Genomic DNA, 20,216 nt, shown 5'->3' on the forward strand with positions numbered 1-20,216 from the left:
GCTCAGTAGTCCTTGCAGCAGCGGACCCCGAAGTCCGTGTTGTCCTGACCCCGAGGCGACGTTTCCAGATCGCTGCCGCACTTGAGCTGATCGTTGGCGGGGGCGGAGAAGTAGCTTCCGCCGCGCAGAATGCACTTGTCCGACTCGCCCTGGTTGGTCGTCTCGCAGTTGTTGGTCCACTCCGCGACGTTCCCCGCCATGTCGAAGACCTGGTCGAACGGCGCACTCTGGCCGTGACAGGCCGGGTAGCTCATCACCGGCGCCACCGGGTTCGAAACGGAGTGCCCGTTGCAGGTGTCCGGGGTGTAGGCAGCACCCCAGGGATAGAGGGTGGTTCCGCCGTTCGTGCACACGTAGTGCCACTCGCTCTTCGCGGGATCGGAAAACTCGTTCGGATACGCGACGGGCTGGCCATCCATGCGCCCGCACAGCCGCTTGCCCAAAGACTTGCAGAAGGCGAGGGCGTCGCACCAATCCAGAGAGAACGCGGGCTCGTCCTTCTTGTTCAGAGCGTGGTTCGAGCCGAAGGTGGTGTTCCAGGCGCAGGGTGCGCCTTGCTTCGGATTGCCGGCCGCTGCCTGGAACTTGCCGTACTCCTCGTTCGTCGCCTCGCGAACGTCGATGCAGAACTTCTCGTCCGCAGGCCCGGTGATCTCGACCATCGGCGAGCCGCCCCAACCCGTGCACGCGGCGCCTCCGCCGCTCCCCGCGGCGCCGGCGCGCCCGCGGCGCCCGCCGCGCCTCCCGTCGACCCGCCGGAACCCCCGCCACCCGTGGTGGCTCCGCTACCGCCGAGACCGGTGCAGTTGGTGCACGGGGGCGGGCGATCATGACTGGAGCCGCACGCAATGGCGGTGAGCACCGTAAGAATCACAAACGCGTGACCTCTGTTCATCGCTCCCTCACAGGCCTTGGTCTCGAAGATACGCGATCAGCGCGGCGTAGAACTCGTCGTGCCGCCAAGAATTGCCGAACCCCGGGTTGTCGCCGAACAGATGACCGATCTCGTCGAGGTGATCCGCTGGCACACAGCCGAGAAATGTCCCCCATTTGGCGTCCTTCACCCGCACCAGACCGTCGTTGGGGTAAGGGTCCAAGAGGCCGCCATCCAGCACCGTCTCCGTGACGGATAGCAGGGGGTCGACGGGGTCGAGCACCTTGGCGAACTTGGCGATGAACGGCGGCGCAGACGACACCTTGCAGTCCGTTCCGCCCAGATGAAAGTCGCTCCTACCAGCGACGGAGAAGTACTCCACCCCCGGTGAGTCGGGATACTTGGCATTGAACTCGGCAATGCCCTGCTTCGAGAACAGATGTAGCGGCTTCGACACCGCGGTCTCTTTGCCCACCTGATCGTAGAGGGGTGCGCCCACGATCTTGACGAGCCAGTCCACCAGCTGCTGCGCCTGGGGATTCGGGATCAGCTTCAGGATGATGTCGGCGACCTCGGTGCCGCCGTGGGGCGTGGCCACGGTAGTGACGGAGGCGACGAGATCCGGACGCTCGGCGGCGACGACACGAGCGTCGAGGCCACCCTGGGAGTGACCGATGATGTTGACCTTGGCGTAGCCCGTTTGCGCGAGCAGCTCCTCGACGCGCGAAAGGAGCTGTTCGCCGCGGTAGGTGGAGTCGTTGAAGGGATCGACTGCGGGCGTGATCACCATCGTCTCGCCGTGCGCGGCGAGATAGTCCTTCACACCGTAGAAGTAGGTCGCGAAGTCCACGCCGGCGAACTGCTCGAAGCCGAAGAAGCCGTGCGCCAGCACGATGGGATAGGGCGGTCCCAGAGGTGCGGGGACGTCGGGGACAGGCTCCGACACGACGTCCTCCACGCTTGCATCCAGCACCGTGCCAGCGTCCGGCGCGATGGCGTCCTGGCCGGCCGCCCCGTCGGCCTGAGCGTGGGGTGGCGCCGTCGCCGAGTCGCTGCCGCCACAAGCCGCGAGGAGCAGCGCCACCGCCCATCCACTCCTCAAAAGGTCGCGGCGCACCATCCTCACCATCTCAGGATTGCTGGCAGCGATGGAGCGGTCAACAGTGCTGCGTCCATCACTTGACTAACCTGTGTCCAGGACATAAGGATCCCAGGTGATGAGCCTTACCAATGGCGCCGAGGAAACGGGCTATTCGATTCGGGTGGCCTCGCGGCTGACCGGCATCTCCTCGGACACCCTGAGGATGTGGGAGCGGCGCTACGGCTTTCCCTCCCCCCGCCGCAACGAGGCGAAAATCCGCGTCTACAGCCGAGAAGACGTGGAGCGCCTCACGCTCATCGCCCGGGCCCTGAAGGCGGGCTACCGGGCGGGCGAGGTGGTGCACAAGGCCCGCCCGGAGCTCGAAGAAATCCTGACGCAGGCGGCACGCCTGGATGTCGAGCCCAGCGCCGGCCAGTCCCCGACCGTGGCCTCCATTCTCGACGCCCTGAGCTCCGACGACGCCGACGCCGTGCGGATGGAGCTCCGTCGCGCGGTAGCGACCCTCGGCCCCAAGGCGTTTCTCGCGGACGTGGCCAGCCCCCTGCTCGAGCGGGTTGGGGAGGCGTGGGCAGCTCGGCAGCTCGACGTCCGCCACGAGCACATGCTGTCCGAGCAACTGTCGACGCAGCTGCGCCTGCTGCTCTCGGCCTACGAAGGCACGACCGCCAAGCCCGTGTTGCTGCTCACGGCTCTGCCCGGAGAGCACCACGGCCTCGGTCTCGACATGGCGGCGCTGTTCGCCTCACTGCTGGGTGCAACGCCTCGTCTGCTCGGGGTGGACACTCCGGTGGATCAAATTGCAGAAGCCGCGCGGGCACTGCGTGCCGACGTCGTCGGCATCAGTGTGTCGGGCTCCTCGGATCCAAACCAAGTCGCCGAGCAACTGCGCTGGCTCTTGTCACATCTGCCTGCCAGCACGGACGTGTGGCTCGGGGGGCAGAACGCGCGCTCGGTTCAGATCGACAGCCCGCGCGTCGCGCAGGTGATCACCTGGCCCCAGCTGGAGCAAGAGATCACGCGACGCATGCACTGATCAGCCGAGCTCTTGCACGGCACGGGCGACGTCCACACCGAGCGGCAGCCGCCCCTCGGCGCGCTCTGGACGCCCCCCGCCCCGGCCGCCCGTCGCGGCGGCCAGGCGCTTCAAGAACGCGCCGCTGTCGAACGCCGCTGCGCTGCCGCGTGCCACCACTACGGAAGTGCCGTCCGGCGTCTCTGCTGCGACCACGACGCTGGCTTCGGGAGATTCCGTCACTCGAGCCGCGACGGCGCGCGCCAGCTCGGCGCCACCTTCCGCCAGCACGATCACCGCGGGCGAACCGCTGGCCCCGCGGGCTATCTCTCGAGCGAGCAGCGTACGTGTGGCGCCGTGCTCCTGGCGGGCGGCGTCGAGCTGATCCCGGAGCTTGTCCAGCTGCGCTCCCACGTCCGCCGTGGCGCAGGTCAGCGCCTTCGCCAAGCGCCGCAGCTCCGCTGCGTTCCGGGACAGCTCCTCCCGCGCGCGAGCGCCGGCGCTGAACACGATGCGGGTCCCGCCCTTGTAGCGCTCGCTTCCGGTGATGCTCACCAGGCCGATCTGAGCGGAGCGCGTGCAGTGCGTGCCCCCGCACGGCGTGTCGTCGAAGCCAGCCACGGACACGACGCGGACGTTGTCCGTCTGTTTGGGAGCGCGACGCAGGGACAAGCCAGCGAGCTCGTCGGGCGTCACGAAGCGTGCGCGGACGACGACGTCGTCGTCCACCACGGAGTTGGCCAACGCCTCCGCCTTGCCCAGCAGGTCGTCCGAGAGGTTCGGCCGATCAACGTCGATGGTAGACGTCGTGTCGCCCAGGCGCGAAGACACGGTCTCCGCCTGCGCTACTTCCAAGAGCGCGCGAGACAGCACGTGCTGCCCGGTGTGCAGCGCCATGTGCACGCGACGCCGAGCGCGATCCAGCCGTCCCAGGACGCGCGTCCCCACCTCGGGGAGCGCGCCGCTCGCACGATGGAGCACCACGTCGCCCCGCACCTGGACGTCCGCCACCTCGGCGTCACCGATGTGGCCACGGTCGGGCAGCTGTCCTCCGCCCTCCGGGTAGAACGCGGAGCGATCGAGCTCGAGCCAAGTGTCGCCATCGATGGCGTGATGGGCGACCACGTACGCCTCGAATTCCACGAGCCAGGGATCCTCGAAGTAGAGCCGCGCGGTGGCCATGACGTCCCACGCTAACGCGACGGGCTCGCGCTGCCCCGACAAACCCACAAATACCCGTCACTTTCCCACCCCGGCTCGGTGCACTAGACTTGTCCGCATGCGCCGATTGGGCTTCGTCGCCGCGTTGGTCCTGCCCTTCGCAGCTTCTTGTGCCTTCCTCTTGGATTTCGACAGCCTGAAGGGCGATCCGGCGGACGCCGGAACCGAAGCCGCCACGGGGGGCAGCGCGGGTCAGGCCGGCAGCGGCGGCCAAGCGGGGTCGGACGCCGCCGTGCCGGACTGCACGACGCCCGCGGACTGCGATGACCAAGACGCGTTCACCAGCGACGATTGCCAGGCCGGCGTGTGCAAGCACGCACCTCAAGGGGCGCTGGTGGACGATGGCTTCGCCATCGATCAACCGACGCCGGATCTTCAGCGCGTGACGCTGGGGACCATCGGCTCGCACTTCGTGGTTTCGACCTACGCAGCCTCGCTGCAAAACCACGACCTGAAGGTGAGCAGCTTCAGCAGTACCGCGACCGACAACCAGTTCGAGGTGACGCGCGACATGGTCTACTTCCTGGCGGGGCTGCCCGATGCCGGGGTCGCAGAAGAGACCCCTGGCAGCGTCGCTGGTATCGCGGAGAACGACGGGGCGCTGCAGACCTACTTCGTGACCTACAAGGCTTTCACCTGGACGAAGATCTGGCACGCCGCCCTGGACGAAACCCTGAGCATGACCGGAGCTCCGAAAATCGTCGGCGACAAGTACGACGTGCTCGACGTGAAGGGCTACCCCAAGCCGACCCCCATGGGTTCCGACATGGCTGCCACTTGGGCCTCGAGCGGGATGGTGTTCATCGCGAGCGAGAAGAAGCCCTACGGCACTTTCGACGTGGGAGCCGATCGCGTCGCTCCACTCTCCGCGGGCGGGAGCCCGGCGTTCTTGAACCTCAAGAAGAACGAGAACAACTACTACTGGCAGGTCGGAACCACGTCCCAAGGGCAGCCGGACTGCAGCCCTCAGCAACCCACTTGGGACACCGTCTCGTCCACCACTCCGGTGCCGGGGCTCACCATCGTCGCGTTTTCCTCCTCCTACCTGGGAGCGCACGCCGCCGAGACCCACTTCGCGTTCTGCACCAGCAGCGGCTGTTTGATCGATCCCGACTGCTCGAACAGCGCAACGCCCTTCGGCCGCAATCCATCCGTGTACGCGGTCGGCACCAGCGCCGTCGTTCCCGGAGGCGGGCGGCTCCGCCTCGCGACCGCCGCATCGGTCCAGAACGGCCAAGACACGCAGCTGGTCCTGGGCATGGCCTACGCCGACCTCCGCGACCAGGGCGAGAGCAGCTTCGGCAGCTACCCCGAGGTGACCGTCGCCACGCAGAAGGGTGCGCCCGCCGGCACCGCGGACTACCCCGCGGTCACCATCCTGGGCGACAAGGTCGCTCTCGCATGGATCGACGGCGAAAGCCCCTCGCAGGTCCTTCACGTTCGGCGCTACCGGCTCGAGTGACGGCCCCTCGCGAGATCGCCTTCGACGGCATCGTCGGGCCCACGCACTCCCACGCTGGGCTGTCCCCGGGCAATTTGGCGGCGACGCGCCACGCCGGCGAGGTCGGCAACCCGCGCAAGGCCGCGCAGCAGAGCCTCGAGAAGATGCAGCTGGTGGCGTCCCTCGGCGCCGGCCAGGCGGTATTGCCTCCCCACCCGCGTCCCGACGTGGACGCCCTGCGCCGCATCGGCTTCTCCGGGAGCGACACGCAGGTGCTGGAGCGCGCCGAACGGGCGGGCATGCTGGCGCACGTGTGCAGCGCGTCGGCGATGTGGACCGCCAACGCGGCGACGGTAGCGCCGTCGTCGGACACCACGGACGCGCGGGTGCATTTCGTGGTGGCGAACCTGCAGACGCTGTTCCATCGCAGCCTGGAAGCGCCGGTCACCCGGCGCGTGCTCGAGCACGTGTTCGCCGCCAATGCCTTCGACGTCCACGCGGCGCTGCCTCCGGCGCCGTTGCTCTCGGACGAGGGAGCCGCCAATCACACGCGCCTTTGCACCTCTCGTGGCGCGCTGCACCTGTTCGGCTGGGGGCGGAGCGCCGCCACACCGGCGCCGACGCAGATCCACCCCGCGCGGCAGAGCCTGGAAGCGAGCCAGGCCGTCGCCCGCCTCGCCGCGTTGCCCGCGGAGCGCACGCTGTTCTGGCAGCAGCATCCCGATGGCATCGACGCCGGCAGCTTCCACAGCGACGTGCTGTCCGTCGGCACCGACTCCGTGCTGCTGCTGCACGAGCTCGCCTTCCGCGACGCCGAGGCCCTGCTGTCGGAGCTCGAAACCCGCCTGGGCAGCGAGCTCGAGGTCGTGCTGGCGAGCCGCGAGGAGCTCGCCGTGGACGAGGCCGTTCGGAGCTACGTGTTCAACTCCGAGCTCCTGTCTCTGCCGAATGGCTCGATGGCGCTGATCGCCCCCGATTCCGCCCGCGAGAGCACGGCCTCCTGGCGCTGGCTCGAGCGGGTTCTCGACGCGGACAATCCCGTCTCCGCCGTGCACACGGTGGCCGTGGACGCTTCCCTGAAGAACGGCGGCGGCCCCGCGTGCCTCCGGCTGCGCGTGCGCCTCACTCGTGAGCAAGAGCATGCACTGATGGGCCGCGTGCTCCTCGACGACGCATTGGCGAACGACTTGCGGGCCTTCTTCGATCGCCACTATCGCGACCGCCTCTCGGCCCCCGACCTTGCCGATCCCGAGCTCCTGCGCGAGACGCGTCAGGCACTGGACGAGCTCACCCGCTTGCTCGAGCTCGGCAGCATCTACGACTTCCAACGGCCGTGAAGCTCCCGGATCGTTTCGTCGTCGAGGAGACTCTGGGCCAGGGGCAGTTCGGGTTTGTTTGTGCGGCGCGGGACCTCGAGGACGATCGGCGCGTCGCGCTCAAGGTGCTGAAGGCCCCGCTGCCCGCCGCGGAGCGCCAGCGCTTCACGGCCCTTCAAGCCCTCGATCACCCGAATCTCGTCCGTCTGTACCAGGCCTTCTTCGACGCTTCCCCTCCCTTCTTCACCATGTCCCTGGCGCGGGGCCCGACCTTCGTGGACTACGTGCGGAGACCGGCAGCGACCACGCCGGAAGAGTCCCGGCCGCGGCGGAGCCTACCGCTGGCCTTCGGGCAGCCCGTGCAAGAGCTGGGGGAGAGTCAGTTCAGTGCGCTCGACGCAAACGGCCTCGAGCGTCTGCGCTCGGCGCTCCACGGGCTGGCCAACGGCCTCGGCGCGCTGCACGCGGCGGGCTTCGTGCACCGGGACCTATCCGCGGAAAACGTCCGCGTCGTGGAGCACACGGCGATCGTGCTGGACTACGGTCTGTGTGCGCGTCCCGACGACGACGCTCTCGACGGACCGGTGGGCACCGCGGCGACCATGGCGCCGGAACAGTGGGACGGCGAGCAGCTCACGCCGGCCGTGGACTGGTACGCCGTGGGGCTCTTGTTGTTCGAAGCGCTGACCGGCACCGTTCCCTTCACCGGCACGGCGCAAGAAGTGCTCGTCCGCAAGCGGACCGTCGGCGCGCCGCCTCCCAGCTTGCTCGTGAGCGGCGTACCTTCCGATCTGGATCAGCTGTGCACGAAGCTGTTGAGCTCTTCGAGCGAACGGCGCGGGGGCCTATCCGACGTGCTTCGTTGCGCCACACCGCTCGCGCATTCGAAGGCGCCGCACGCGTGAATGTCCCTCCCGGTGCGCGAGTAAAAGCGCGTTCGCAGTGACACGCGCAAAGCGGTCGAATCCGCCACGGGTCGCGTCGGCACACGGCTTGCGAAGCAGGCGGGCATGCCGAAACCGAACGTGCTCGTGATCGCCGCCCTGTTCCTCGTGCCCCAAGTGGCGCTCGCCGATCCCATCTTTGGCAGCGACGACGCCAAAAAGGACGGTAGCGCCGAAAGCGACGCGCCAAAGCTCCTGGGAATGCGCCCCGGCTTCGGCGCGCGCGTCGGCGGCTACGGCTTCCGCCACGCCGACGGCAGCTCCGACAAGTGGGACGACTGCCGCATGAACGGCGTCGGCGTCTTCGGCACCCTGGCGCCCAACCGCTGGTTCTTCGGCTCGCTGGGCCTCGATTTCTACAACGCCGACCCGAGCGCCATCGACGAGGGAATGGACCGAGATCCCACGCACGTCACCGCCGGCGTGGGGGCGCGCATGTTTCCGAGCTTCGTCCTCACGCCGTACGTCGAGCTGGGCGGCGGCATGGAGTGGACGCGGATCGATCTCGCGGGGCGGCGCACCGAAGGCATCTTTCCCGTGGGCTACCTGGGGTTGGGGGCAGAGCTCAACGTGACGCGGGAGCTCAAGCTCGGCGCGGCCCTGCGCGTGTTGGCCACGGCCCAACCGGACGCCGAGGCCACGACTCGACAAGCGCTGACGAGCGGGACCGCAGCCGCAGACGGCACCGGCGCCGTGGCCACGCGCGCGTCCACCGCCATGCAGGCGCAGTTCTTCGCACGCTACGCGCTGTGAGTCAGGACCAGCCTGCGGCGGTGAGCACCCGAGCGCACAGACCGAGATACACCGTGCGCCGAACCGTGGCGACATCCGCAATCCGCGGCACGGCGCTGGCCTCCAGCTCTTCGAGTGTCTCGCCGCGCCCCGCTCGACTCAGCACCAACGCCATGGAGGCGGGGAGGCCCAGGCGGGCGGTGCTGAACGGTGCCGTCGTCACTCGCTCGATCGGCGACGACCTTACCGGCGCCAGCATGGCGTAGATGGCGGCATCGTCGAAGGCATCCATCACCGCGCCGGCCAACAGCGCTTCCGGCGCGCCGAACACCTGCGTCGGGCTCTCCCCCGGCTCGGCGCCGGTCTCGAACAACAGCTCCGCTTCCGGCCAGCTCATGAGCGACGCAATACGACGACGATGCTGCGACGCGAGGGCGTGGGTGACCAAGGCCGACGATGCGGCGCCGCCGTCCACCAGCGCCTGACCCAGACGACGGCCGTGGCGCCAGCCCTCCGCGAGCGCTTCCTCGATGGCGACGGTCGGCACGCCTTGCTCCGCCAAGATGCTGCCGAGCAACTCGTGCGCGTCGGTGGAGGACGTGAAGTAGGGCACGCCGTCGCGAAAGTAGACGCGCTTTTGCTCCCGGCCACGCCGAGCGCACAGAAGCCCGGTTCTTCCTTCCGCCACGGCATCGAAGAGCATTCGGGGCAACGTGCGCTGCTGTGGTCGCCAGCGCTCGCTGGCGCGCAGCGCGACGGCGTCGAAGAACCGGTACGCAGGGCGGGTCGCCAAGGCTGCGAGCTCCGCGAGCTCACTCAGAGCGGCGAGTGGGCTTCCGTTGCGGCTCACCCGCGCATCCGCGCCAAACGCACCCGTGGCGACGCCACCCAGGACCTGAGCCAGGGAAACGGGCTGTCCGAGCCTGCCGCCGGCGGGCTGAACTCGGTACTCGACGGGCGCGGGGTGGATGGTCGCGTGGGCCAGCTCCACGGGCTCCGGCTCATCGAGCACCAGCGTCACTTCTTCCGTGAACGGCAGATCGCTCGGCCGCTCGTCGCGCGGCGGGGCCGGCGGGGGCGTCGCGGGCTTCTCGCGAACGTCGCTCTTGAGCTCCAGGAGGCCCATGTCCGTGAGCCATTCGCTGAGGGCGAAGGTGGACAACGTGAGGCGGTGCCGCGCGGCAATTTGCCCAATCTCCGCGGCCATCTCCAGGGCGGAGCCAAAGCGCCGGGACGGCAGTGACGACAGCGCGCTCCCGAGCAGCGCCATCACGTCCTCGGGGAACCGCGGAGCGTGGCGCTCGAGCACGCTCAGATCCCCCGCGTGCAAGCTGCGCAAGATCTCGAGCTCGTTCTGGCCGGGAAACAGGGCCTCGCCGCACAACATCTCGGCGAGCACCACGGCGACCGAGAACAAGTCACTGCGCGCATCCAAGGGCAAGCCCATGGCCTGCTCCGGCGAGATGTAGCCCACCTTGCCCTTCAGCTCTCCGGGCGCAGTGCGAGAATCGAGCTCCGCTGCGCGCACGATGCCGAAGTCTCCGAGCTTCACCTCCCCCGCCGACCCAATCAGGATGTTGCCGGGTGACACGTCCCGGTGCACCAAGTGCAACGGTCGGCCCCAGTCGTCGCAGGCAGAGTGCGCGACGGACAACGCCGCGAGCACTTCCCTCGCGATGAACAAAGCTGCGGCGGGATCCACCGTGCGGCGACGGGCGGCGATGCGACACAGGAGATCCGCGACGCTCATCCCCTCCACCAGCTCCAACACCAAGTACAGCTGGCCGTCGTCTTCTCCGAAGTCGATCACCTGAACCAGGTTCGGATGCGACAGCCCCGCGTGAATCCGCGCCTCGTCGCAGAACATGGCGACCACGCGCGGATCCCCGGCGTGTTGCGGCAAGATACGCTTCACCGCGACGCGCTTCGAGAAGCCGCGGGGCCCGGAGCGCTGTGCTTCGTACACCTCCGCCATGCCGCCGCTACCAATGAGCCGTAGGAGCTCGTAGCGGCCGAGCCGTTGAGTCGGGCCTCCTCGAAGCGCGCGCATTGTCGCCAACCCTAAGGATACACCGTCTGGTCGGCTTCGTCCTCGGGTGCGCGTCGAGAGCACACACGCACACCCTGTGCGAATCAGTGAGCGGGTATGCCCGGCGGCGGGAAGCTCTGACACAGCTCCCTCACCTCGCCGGCAACTCGACCGATGACCGCTTCGTCTTCCGGAGCGCGCACGACTTCGTCCATCCAAGCGGCGAGCTTCTTCATCTCGCTCGCCCCCATGCCTCGGGTGGTGATGGCGGGAGTGCCGATGCGAAGCCCGGACGGGTCGAAGGGCTTTCGGGGATCGAAGGGAATGGAGTTGTAGTTTGCCACGATGCCCGCGCGATCGAGCGCCTTCGCCGCCACCTTGCCGGGGGTGTTCTTGGGTGTGAGGTCCAGGAGCACCAGGTGGTTGTCCGTCCCGCCCGTGATCAAGGAGAAGCCCTTCTGCGCAAGTGCCTCGGCGAGCACCTTGGCGTTGTCGACCACGGCTTGGGCGTAACGCTTGAACTCCGGCTGCTGCGCCTCCAACGCCGCCACCGCGATGCCCGCCGTGGTGTGGTTGTGGGGCCCACCTTGAAGTCCCGGAAAAACCGCTCGATCGATGTCCTTCCGGTGCTCTTCCTTGCACAGGATGATGCCCCCGCGCGGCCCCCGCAGCGTCTTGTGGGTGGTGCTGGTGACCACGTCGGCGATGCCCACCGGCGACGGGTGGGCGCCACCCGCCACCAATCCGGAGATGTGCGCGATGTCGGCGCACAGCTTGGCTCCCACCTCGTCGGCTATCTCGCGGAACTTGTCGAACTCGAGGACGCGCGGGTAGGCCGTCGTGCCACACCAGATGATCTTCGGCTTGTGCTCGCGAGCCAGGGAGCGGACCTGATCGAAGTCGATGCGATGATCGTCCTTGCGCACACCGTAGGCGTGGCTCGCGAAGTACTTGCCCGTGATGCTCACGTTCCAGCCGTGGGTGAGGTGTCCACCGGACGGCAGGCCGAGTCCCATGATGGGGTCGTGGGGCTGGCAGAACGCCAAGTACACCGCCAGGTTCGCCGGGCTCCCGCTGTAGGGCTGCACATTGACGTGCTCCGCGCCGAATAGCGCCTTCAGTCGGGACACGGCCAGCTCCTCGACCTGGTCGATGACCTGCTGTCCCTCGTAGTACCGCTTGCCTGCGTAGCCCTCGGAGTACTTGTTGGTCAGAACCGACCCGGTCGCCTCCAGCACCGCGCGAGAAACGTAGTTTTCGCTCGGAATCAGCCGGATCTTGTCGGTCTCGCGGCTTTCTTCCTCGCGGATCAGCCGGGCAATCTCGGGGTCGCGTTCCGTGAGCGGCGGGTCGATGCGGGGTGTGGACATGGCCGGCAGGGTAGCGTCCACACCGGGCGGAACCAAGGGCTCACCGGCCTGCTCGTAAGCCGTGGCAACCATTGAAAAATATGGCTATGCTGAAACGAATTTGGTCGAGGGTCCGCGGGCTCTCGACTGAGGGTCGACCCGGACTAAACTCGCGCCGCCCATGGCAAACGGGGGCAACGTGGATCCAAAGCCCAAAGTGCCGTCGGAAAAAGACGGTGCGACGACCGACTCGGCCGTCAGTGGCACATCTGCGCCCGCCGCCGACGCTGACAACGTCACCGCTGCGTCACGTTTGTCCGGACTGCCACCCGAAGCAGAGCCGGAAGAGGACGAGGACAGCGCGCCCCCGAGCATCCCCTCCGCCGCATCGCTGAAGGAGAGCTCGATCCTGAACGTGTCGGCCCCGGAGATCACTCCGCTCGGGACGCCGTCGCCAGTTCTCCCCGGACACGTCATCGCCAATCGCTACGAGGTCGAAAAGGTCATCGGCGAAGGCGGCATGGGGATCGTGTATCGCTGCCGCGATCTTGCCAGCAATCACCAGGTCGCCATCAAGCGAGTGATCCCACCCGAGAGCAAGCTCGCGGCCGAGTACGTGATGTGGTTCTACAAGGAGGCGCGGGCACTCGCGGCTCTGAACCATCCCTGCATCGTTCGCGCACAGGATTTCGGCCAGCTCGCCGACGGCACCCCGTACTTGGCGATGGATCTCGCCGCCGGTGTCTCGCTCCACGATCTGTCTCAGGTCCCGAACCAGTTCGAGCTGATCTGGTCGACGGTGGATCAGATCCTCGGCGCCCTCGCGCATGCCCACGCGCGAGGCATCATCCATGGGGACCTCAAGCCTTCGAACGTGCTGGTGGAAGAGCGCACCGGCGAGCCGCCGCTGGTCCACATCCTGGATTTCGGCCTGGCGTGGCTCAAACAGGACCCCCACGACGAACGGCTGGATGGCTCCAAACCCATCGAATTCACGCCCCACGCCGGCGCCGGCACTCCCGGCTACATGGCCCCGGAGCAGATCCAGCACGAGATGCACCACGTGTGCGGGGCAACGGACCTGTATGCCCTCGGCTGCATTCTCTACAAGTTCCTCTCCGGGCGCTCCGTGTTCTCGGGGGATCCGAAAGAGCTACTGCGCCTCCACGCCTTCGAGAAGACGCCGGAGCTGAAGCTCGCGATACCCGCACCTCAAGGAGTCGTCGCCTTCGTCCATCGGCTGCTCGCCAAGCGCCCGTGGGATCGCTTCGAGTTCGCTGCCGAGGCCCGCGCCGTGTGGGGCGAGTGGCGGCCCACGGCGGATGCCCACGAGAACGTCTGGACCTTCCCGGAGCTGCCCCGCTACGCAGCCCAGCCTCCGGCGCCCACCACGCGCAAGACCGGACCTCCGCGGGGTGAAGCTCGAGCGCTGGGCGCCGCACCTCAACGTGCCCCCGGGCTGCTCAGCATTCGGCAGAGCCCGCTGGTCGGTCGCGACGACGTGAAGCGCATCCTCCGGGAGGTGTGCGACGACGTGATCGAAGGCGTCGGCGAGCCACACCGCTTGGTGATCCTGGTGGGCGGCGCCGGCGTAGGCAAGAGCCGCATCGCGGAGTGGCTGTGCGAGGTGGTGCACGAGGAGGGGACGATGATCCCGCTCCGCGCGCGCTACCGCCCGATCCGCAGCCCGCTGGACGGCATGCTCGGCGGCGTGACGCAGTACTTCAACTTCGAGCGTTCCGACCGCAACGTCATCGAAAAATCGCTGCTTTCCCGCTGGAAGGTCTCGCCCGACGACAAGAACGGCCGCGCCTGGGTGGCGGGCGCCGCGGAGTGGCTCCGGCCGTTGTCGCCGGAGCAACCGGTGGGACCGAGCGGTATTCGCTTCACCCTCGACACGCTGGAAACCCGGCGGCTCGTGATCCGCTACAGCCTGCGGCGCCTGGCGCGGGGTCGGCCGATGCTGTTCTTCATGGACGACCTGCATCACGCCGGCGAGACCACCTTCGACGGCTTGCTCGGCATCCATCGCGACGAGCGCGATCAACGCATCGTGATCGTCGCCACGGTCCGCTCCGAAGACGTGCAGCTCGGTACGCCGGCAGCGGAGCGGCTGCGTCATCTGCGCGAGGTCCTCGACGGCGTGGTGGTGGACGTCAAGCCGATGGACGCGGACACCACCGCCTCTCTCTTGCGCGCATCGCTGCCGCTGGAAGACGCCGCCGTGCTCGAGGCCGCTCGCCGCAGCCGCGGCAACCCGCTGTTCGCGCTGCAACAACTCCACGCCTGGGCGCTGGCCGGCAACATGCAGCTCGCGGGCGGCACCTACAGCGTGCCCGAAGAGGTCTTGGCCGTGCGCCCGCAGACCACGGCGGAGCTGTGGGACAGCCGGGTCTCCGCGCTACCCGAAGGTCAGCGCCTGGCCGCCTATGCCGTAGCGACGCTGGGTGGCGACATTCGCCGCGGGGTGCTCCACTCCTTGCTCACGGTCCTGGGTCTGCCGGCAGACGACGCCATCATCAGCTTGCAAAACGCCGAGATCATCCTGCCGCGCGGCTCCGGTCGCTATCAGTGGCCCCACGCCCTGTTGCAGGAGCACCTGCTCGCGCAGCTGATGGAGCGCCCCGACGCGAAGAACGTGTTCATCGCGGCGGCGGACTCGCTGGCCGCCCATCCCCTGTCCAACACGCGACGCATCGTCCGACAGCGAGTCGCCAACCTGTTGTACGCCGGCGAGCCCGACGCCGCCGGTGGCCTGCTCTTCGGCTTCTTGCAGAACGCCTGGCTGGGCGCGCGGGAGCCGCTGGCCACGCTGGGCGATCTGGAGCTCTTGAAGGGCCACCTCAAGGGCCGCTCCCTGGCCCTCAAGCACCGCTGGCAGGCAGAAGCCTTGCGCCATCTCGGCCGCGCCGAGGACGCCACGACGCACGCGGAGATCGCACGCGAGCGTTTCGAGGAGCTCGACGACAAAGAGAACCTCGCTCACACGCTACGCCTGCTCGGCCACCTGGCGAGCGAGAAGGGCGCCAGCGGCGAGGGCGTGCTGCTGGTGGATCTCGCCCACCAGATCTTCACCGAGCTCGGCAACGTGCTCGGGCAAGCTCAGTGCGAGGCGGTAATCGGCGAGATCGAGTACTTGCTCGGCAACTACGAGCGGGCGCGCTCGGTCATCGAGGCGGGGGAAAGTCACTTCGCCTTGCTGGGGCAGCCGTTGGGTCGCGGGCAGTGTCTCTTGCTGCTGTCGTGGATCGACCACTCCGAAGGCGCGACGGAACGCGCCCGCCGCCTGACCTTGGAAGCGCGTTCCGAGTTCGAGCGCGCCGGCTACCGCCTCGGCATCGCCCAGGCCAACGCTTCTTTGTCGCACGTGGAGCACCGCTTGATGAACTTCTACAGCGCGGAGCTGGGAGCGATGGACGCCCTGGGCGCCTTCGAGTCGCTGCGCACTCCCCGCGGCCAGGCGGCCTGCGAGCGGCTCTTGGCCATGGTCGGCGTCGACACGGACGATCTGGACATGGCCGAAATCCACGCGGACTTGGCCGCCAGCATCTACACCCAGATGCGCGACCCTTGGGGCATCCTCGAGTCGCGCCTTTTGTGCACGCAGATCGCGCTGGCGCGTCGAGACGTAGACACCGCTCGCGCCTTGCTCGAGCAGTGCGCCACCATTCGCGTGGAAGAAGCCGAGCCGCGCCAGCACTTCCTGCTGACCCAGGCCTGGCTCGAGATCGCCGCGGGCGACGGTGACAAGGCCTACGAGTCCCTGGAAGCCGCCAGTGAAGTGTTCGGTCAGCGCTCCCGAGCCGGCGACCACACGCCGCACCTGCTGGGCCGCCTTTCTCGCCTGCCCTGGCCGGAGCACGCCCGCCAGCGAATCGACGCATGGCGGGCCCTGCTGAACGACCGTTCCCGCCGCGCCAGCGAGTAGCCCGCCGCTTCTTTTGTCGGTCCGGCGCGAGCCCCGTCGCGTTCCACCTCAAGATGCGCGGCGCGGTGCCGTTTGCTCGGCTGGAGAGTCATGAGCTCGGTCGCCCACATCTGGGGCCGGATCCTCGCGTGGGCGGTGCCCCCCGGCTTGGCAGAAGCCGATCCGGACACGGCCCGTCGCGCCCGGCTGGTCACGGCGATGCTCCTCATCATCGCGCCGCCGGCGTCGTTCATCGGGCTGGTGCACGCCATCCGAGGCTCCGCTCTGCAGGCGGTGGTCCTGCTCGCGGGCGTGTTGATCGCTGGCGGGTCCATCGCCTACCTGCGACGAACCGGTCGAGTACGCGTGGTGGGCAACATCTCGGCAGCGGTGGTGTTCGTGGGGATCACGGTGGCCGTGGGAGTTCGGGGCGGCTCCAACGCCCAGTCCATCATGGTGCTGTCGATGGCCCCGCTCATCGCCGTGTTCGTCGCAGGCGTGAAGGATGGTCTGTGGTGGACGGTGGCCACCATGGTGGAGCCGCCGATCTGGGTCCTGCTGGAGCGACTCGGCCTTCGCATCCCGGACCAGATGGGGACCGACGGTCGTTGGATCGTGTCACTGACGCTGCCCACGATGTTCATCGCGGCGGTCGTGTCCGTCAGCATTGCTTACGTCAAGGCGCGCGACGCCGCGGTGAGCGGACGGGTAGCGGCGGAAGTCGAGCGCCAGAAGGCCCTCCGTGACGTGGAGTCGGCACGTGCCGACCGCATGAACGCCATCGGACAGCTCGCCGCGGGCGTGGCTCACGAGATCAACAACCCCTTGGCCTACGTGGTCGGTAACCTGACCTACATCCACGAGCTGTTGACCGAGCACGAGCAGGAGTGCGCGCGCGATCCGGAGCTGCACCAGGCGCTCGTGGAGTCGCTCCAAGGCGCGCTCCGGGCTCAGCGCATCGTCGGGGACCTCCGGGCCTACGCCCGGGTGGACCCGGAACGAATAGAACCGACCGACGTGCGTCGGGCGCTGTCGTCGTCGCTGCAGCTCGTGTTCGGCGAGCTCAAGCATCGCGCCCGGGTGACCGAGGAGTACGACGACGACGTGCCCTTGGTCGCGGCAGACGAGTCTCGCTTGGCTCAAGTCTTCGTCAACGTGTTGGTGAACGCCGCCCACGCCCTGCCCGAAGGCCGCGCTGAAGAGCACGAAGTCCGCTTGCGTCTGAAGCGGAGCGCCGATGGCGTAGTGGTCGAAATCAGCGATACCGGAGAGGGCATCGCCGAAGAGGCGCTGCCGCACGTGTTCGAGCCCTTCTTCACCACCAAGGCTCCGGGACAAGGCACCGGTCTCGGCCTATCTGCCTGCAAGGGCGTCGTGGACGGCTATGGCGGACGCATCGAGATCGAGTCCACGGTCGGCGCCGGCACCACGGTTCGCGTGGTACTGCCCCCCGTGAAAGCGAGCTCCATGGCTCCACCAGAGCCCGAAGCGGAGCTCGAGCCGAAAGCGGTGGTCGCGCGGCGGATCCTCGTGGTCGATGACGAGCCGCTGGTGCGCCGCTCCCTGGGTCGAATGCTCCGACGCCACTCCGTCACCGCCGCCAGCAGCGGCCGGGAAGCGCTGGAGCTCTTGTCCCACGAGTCCTTCGACATCATCTTCTGCGACCTGATGATGCCGGATCTCACCGGCATGGATGTCTACGATGCCCTTCACGCCCGCGGCGACGGCCTCGTGGACAAGCTGGTGTTCGTGAGCGGAGGGGCGTTCACGGAGCGCGCGCGGGCATTCGTCGACTCGATCGCGAACCCCTGTTTGGACAAGCCCTTCGACCCTACTCGGGTCGAACAGCTCGTGGCCGCAGCCCCGACGGCTCAGCGCTTGGCTGGCGCGCGGCCCAGCGTCTGAGCGATGTAGTCCTCCCGCTGGGCGATCCCCGGCCCGGCGCGCTGCTCGAGGAACGCCGCTACCTCTCCCGGTCCGATCGGGGGGCCCGACTTCCGAAGCCAGTCTTCCAGAGCACGCTTCATGCGCAGCGCCGACGGAAAGCGGTGGGCGGGCGACTGCGCCATGGCCCGAAGCAGCACGCGCTCGAGCTCCGGCGGATAGTCCTCGGACAGCTCGCTCGGGGGCACGAACTCGCCAGCCAGCAGTCGCTCGATGGTGGCGTCCCAATTGCCGGTCGCAAATGGGCGCTTGCCGGTGGTCACCTCGTACAGACAGATACCCAAGGTGAATACGTCGGACAGGCGGCTCAGGCGTTTGCCGGCGGCGTGCTCCGGAGCCATGTAGGCGGCCTTGCCGTCCATCTTGGGGACGTTGCGGCTGCCGGTGGTGCGGGCCCGCGCCACGCCGAAGTCCACCAGCTTCACGCCGCCCTGTCGCGTCACCATCAAGTTCTGCAAAGACACGTCCGCATGAACCAGACGCACGGCGCTGCCCTTCTCGTCCCGCAGCTCGTGGGCTGCGTGCAGCGCCACGCAGAAGTCGGCCATCAAACGCGCCCCCATCCGGGGCTCGACGGGCTCGGCCGGCGCGGACTTGGCCGGCTTGATGATGCGAGCCAAGCTCTCTCCCACCACCCACTCCATGGCGATGTAGAGAACGCCGCCTTCCTCCGCCAACCCGAAGACACGACACACGTTGGGGTGCTCTACGCTGGAGGCATAGCGCGCCTCGTCCTCGAACAGGCGACGGTAGCCGGCGTCGTGCGCGAGCTCCGGACGGATGGTCTTCACCGCCACCACGCTCCCGCTGGTGGTGTCGAGCGCGGCCCACACCCGAGCCATTCCACCTTGGGCCACGGCGTAGACGAGCTGGTAGGGGCCGAGCCGGGAGCCGGGGCCGAGCTCGGCGGTCGCTTCTGCAGGTCGTCCTAGGGCGCTCATGCGGCGTGGCCGCGGATTACCGCGGGGGAAAATCCTCGCCTCGCTTTCGACGGCCGTCAAATCCGGCGGGCTTTCGGGCTGCTCCCCGCTCCCCTCCCGCGACGATTCGAGCTAACAAGGAGCCATGCAGATGTCGGCCTCTCGAGAGCTTCTTCAACGCGCCGAGCGCCTCATGCCTGGCGGCGTCAACAGCCCCGTTCGAGCGTTCCGCGCCGTCGGCGGTCATCCGCCCTTCATCGCCCGGGCGCGGGGCGCCCGGCTTTGGGACGCGGACGAGCGCGAGTACGTCGACTTCGTCGGCTCCTGGGGGCCGGCAATCTTGGGGCACGCCCATCCAGGTGTCCTCGCCGCCGTGAAGGAGGCCGTGGACGGGGGGCTCTCCTTCGGCGCGCCGACGGAACGCGAGGTTCGCTTCGCCGAGGCCATCGTGGAGCGACATCCGTCCATCGAGATGTTGCGCTGTGTCTCGAGCGGAACCGAAGCGACGATGAGCGCCCTGCGCGTAGCCCGGGGGTTCACCGGACGCGACGTGATCGTCAAGTTCGACGGTTGCTACCACGGGCACTCGGACGCGCTCTTGGTCAAGGCTGGCAGCGGCGCCGCCACCTTCGGCAACCCGGACTCCGCCGGTGTGCCCAAGGGCATCGTGGAAACGACGGCGACCCTCGGCTACAACGACCCGGAAGCGCTGGCGGCCCTGTTCGCCCAGCGTGGAAGCGAGATCGCCGCCGTGATCCTGGAACCAGTGGTGGGCAACATGGGCTGTGTGCCTCCAGTGGATGGATTCCTCGAGCGCGTACGGGAGCTGTGCACGGACAGTGGCGCGCTCCTGATCTTCGACGAGGTCATGACGGGATGCCGTCTGGCACGAGGTAGCGCTCAGGAGCGCTTCGGCATCCGACCGGATCTCACGTGTCTGGGCAAGGTGGTGGGCGGCGGCATGCCCCTTGCGGTCTACGGTGGGCGGCGCGACGTCATGGAGAAGCTCGCGCCTCTCGGTCCCGTGTACCAGGCGGGAACCTTGAGCGGAAATCCCGTCGCCGTGGCCGCAGGCCTCGCGACGTTGGAGCGCCTCGACAGCCAGCTCTACGCACACCTCGAGAAGCTGGGAGCACGGCTCCAGGCCGGCCTCGAGCAGGCCCTCTCCGCGCGGCAGGTGACCGCGACGGTGCAGCGGGTCGGCTCCATGATCACCGTATTCTTCCATCCCGGGCCGGTGCGCTCCTGGCTGGACGCAAGTGCTGCGGACCGCGATCGCTTCGCCAAGTTCCACGCAGGGCTCCTGTCGCGCGGCGTGTATTGGCCGGCGTCTCAGTTCGAAGCGGCGTTCTTGTCGGCGGCCCACACGGACGCGGACATCGACCGCACGATCGAAGCCGCGGACGCCGCCCTCCGCGACTGACC

General features: G+C 68.2%; 14 protein-coding genes. 8 read left to right on the forward strand and 6 right to left on the reverse strand.

Annotated features, from left to right (window positions below):
* Positions 1-2: 2 nt before the first annotated feature.
* Positions 3-662: an SUMF1/EgtB/PvdO family nonheme iron enzyme gene (locus tag H6717_19330; protein MCB9579189.1), complete on the reverse strand. Its 660-nt coding sequence runs from the start codon at positions 660-662 to the stop codon at positions 3-5.
* A 240-nt stretch (positions 663-902) separates the two neighbouring features.
* The gene (locus H6717_19335; protein MCB9579190.1) at positions 903-1,994 is read right to left on the reverse strand and encodes an alpha/beta fold hydrolase; all 1,092 of its coding nucleotides are present in this window, start codon (positions 1,992-1,994) and stop codon (positions 903-905) included.
* Positions 1,995-2,091: 97 nt separating this feature from the next.
* Here H6717_19335 and H6717_19340 point away from each other — a divergent pair, with 97 nt between their 5' ends.
* A complete protein-coding gene (locus tag H6717_19340) occupies positions 2,092-3,009 on the forward strand; it encodes a MerR family transcriptional regulator (GenBank protein MCB9579191.1) in 918 nt (305 codons plus the stop codon).
* On the opposite strand, the gene H6717_19345 is transcribed toward H6717_19340, so the two are convergent.
* On the reverse strand, positions 3,010-4,170 hold the full coding sequence (locus H6717_19345; protein ID MCB9579192.1) for an alanyl-tRNA editing protein: 1,161 nt from the start codon (positions 4,168-4,170) through the stop codon (positions 3,010-3,012).
* Positions 4,171-4,267: 97 nt separating this feature from the next.
* On the opposite strand from H6717_19345, the gene H6717_19350 reads away from it, so the two are divergent.
* From H6717_19350 to H6717_19365, 4 genes are all read left to right on the forward strand, one after another.
* Positions 4,268-5,671 carry a hypothetical protein gene (locus H6717_19350; GenBank protein MCB9579193.1) on the forward strand — a complete coding sequence of 468 codons (1,404 nt, stop codon included), beginning with the start codon at positions 4,268-4,270 and terminating at the stop codon, positions 5,669-5,671.
* The gene (locus tag H6717_19355; protein MCB9579194.1) at positions 5,611-6,987 is read left to right on the forward strand and encodes an N-succinylarginine dihydrolase; all 1,377 of its coding nucleotides are present in this window, start codon (positions 5,611-5,613) and stop codon (positions 6,985-6,987) included. The genes H6717_19350 and H6717_19355 overlap by 61 nt, the downstream gene beginning before the upstream one ends.
* Positions 6,984-7,871 carry a serine/threonine protein kinase gene (locus H6717_19360; GenBank protein MCB9579195.1) on the forward strand — a complete coding sequence of 296 codons (888 nt, stop codon included), beginning with the start codon at positions 6,984-6,986 and terminating at the stop codon, positions 7,869-7,871. The genes H6717_19355 and H6717_19360 overlap by 4 nt, the downstream gene beginning before the upstream one ends.
* 105 nt (positions 7,872-7,976) lie before the next feature.
* Positions 7,977-8,663 (forward strand): outer membrane beta-barrel protein, encoded by a 687-nt coding sequence (locus tag H6717_19365; GenBank protein ID MCB9579196.1) that lies wholly within the window; start codon positions 7,977-7,979, stop codon positions 8,661-8,663.
* A 1-nt stretch (position 8,664) separates the two neighbouring features.
* On the opposite strand, the gene H6717_19370 is transcribed toward H6717_19365, so the two are convergent.
* Together H6717_19370 and H6717_19375 are read right to left on the reverse strand one after the other, a co-directional pair.
* Positions 8,665-10,692, reverse strand: coding sequence for a protein kinase (locus H6717_19370; GenBank protein MCB9579197.1), 2,028 nt, complete (start codon positions 10,690-10,692; stop codon positions 8,665-8,667).
* Positions 10,693-10,775: 83 nt separating this feature from the next.
* Complete coding sequence (locus H6717_19375) at positions 10,776-12,041, reverse strand: serine hydroxymethyltransferase (protein MCB9579198.1); 1,266 nt, start codon at positions 12,039-12,041, stop codon at positions 10,776-10,778.
* A gap of 160 nt (positions 12,042-12,201) precedes the next feature.
* On the opposite strand from H6717_19375, the gene H6717_19380 reads away from it, so the two are divergent.
* Both H6717_19380 and H6717_19385 read left to right on the forward strand, forming a co-directional pair.
* Positions 12,202-15,948, forward strand: coding sequence for a protein kinase (locus H6717_19380; GenBank protein MCB9579199.1), 3,747 nt, complete (start codon positions 12,202-12,204; stop codon positions 15,946-15,948).
* 90 nt (positions 15,949-16,038) lie between these two features.
* Complete coding sequence (locus H6717_19385; protein ID MCB9579200.1) at positions 16,039-17,832, forward strand: response regulator; 1,794 nt, start codon at positions 16,039-16,041, stop codon at positions 17,830-17,832.
* Here the strand turns inward: H6717_19385 and H6717_19390 are convergent.
* Positions 17,799-18,812, reverse strand: a complete 1,014-nt coding sequence (locus H6717_19390) for a serine/threonine protein kinase (protein MCB9579201.1) — start codon at positions 18,810-18,812, stop codon at positions 17,799-17,801. The two genes, H6717_19385 and H6717_19390, sit on opposite strands and share 34 nt — an antisense overlap.
* A gap of 124 nt (positions 18,813-18,936) precedes the next feature.
* Here H6717_19390 and hemL point away from each other — a divergent pair, with 124 nt between their 5' ends.
* On the forward strand, positions 18,937-20,214 hold the full coding sequence (gene hemL / locus H6717_19395) for a glutamate-1-semialdehyde 2,1-aminomutase (protein MCB9579202.1): 1,278 nt from the start codon (positions 18,937-18,939) through the stop codon (positions 20,212-20,214).
* The last annotated feature ends 2 nt before the right edge of the window (positions 20,215-20,216 follow it).

Source organism: Polyangiaceae bacterium, assembly GCA_020633235.1.
Lineage (GTDB): Bacteria > Myxococcota_A > Polyangia > Polyangiales > Polyangiaceae > JACKEA01.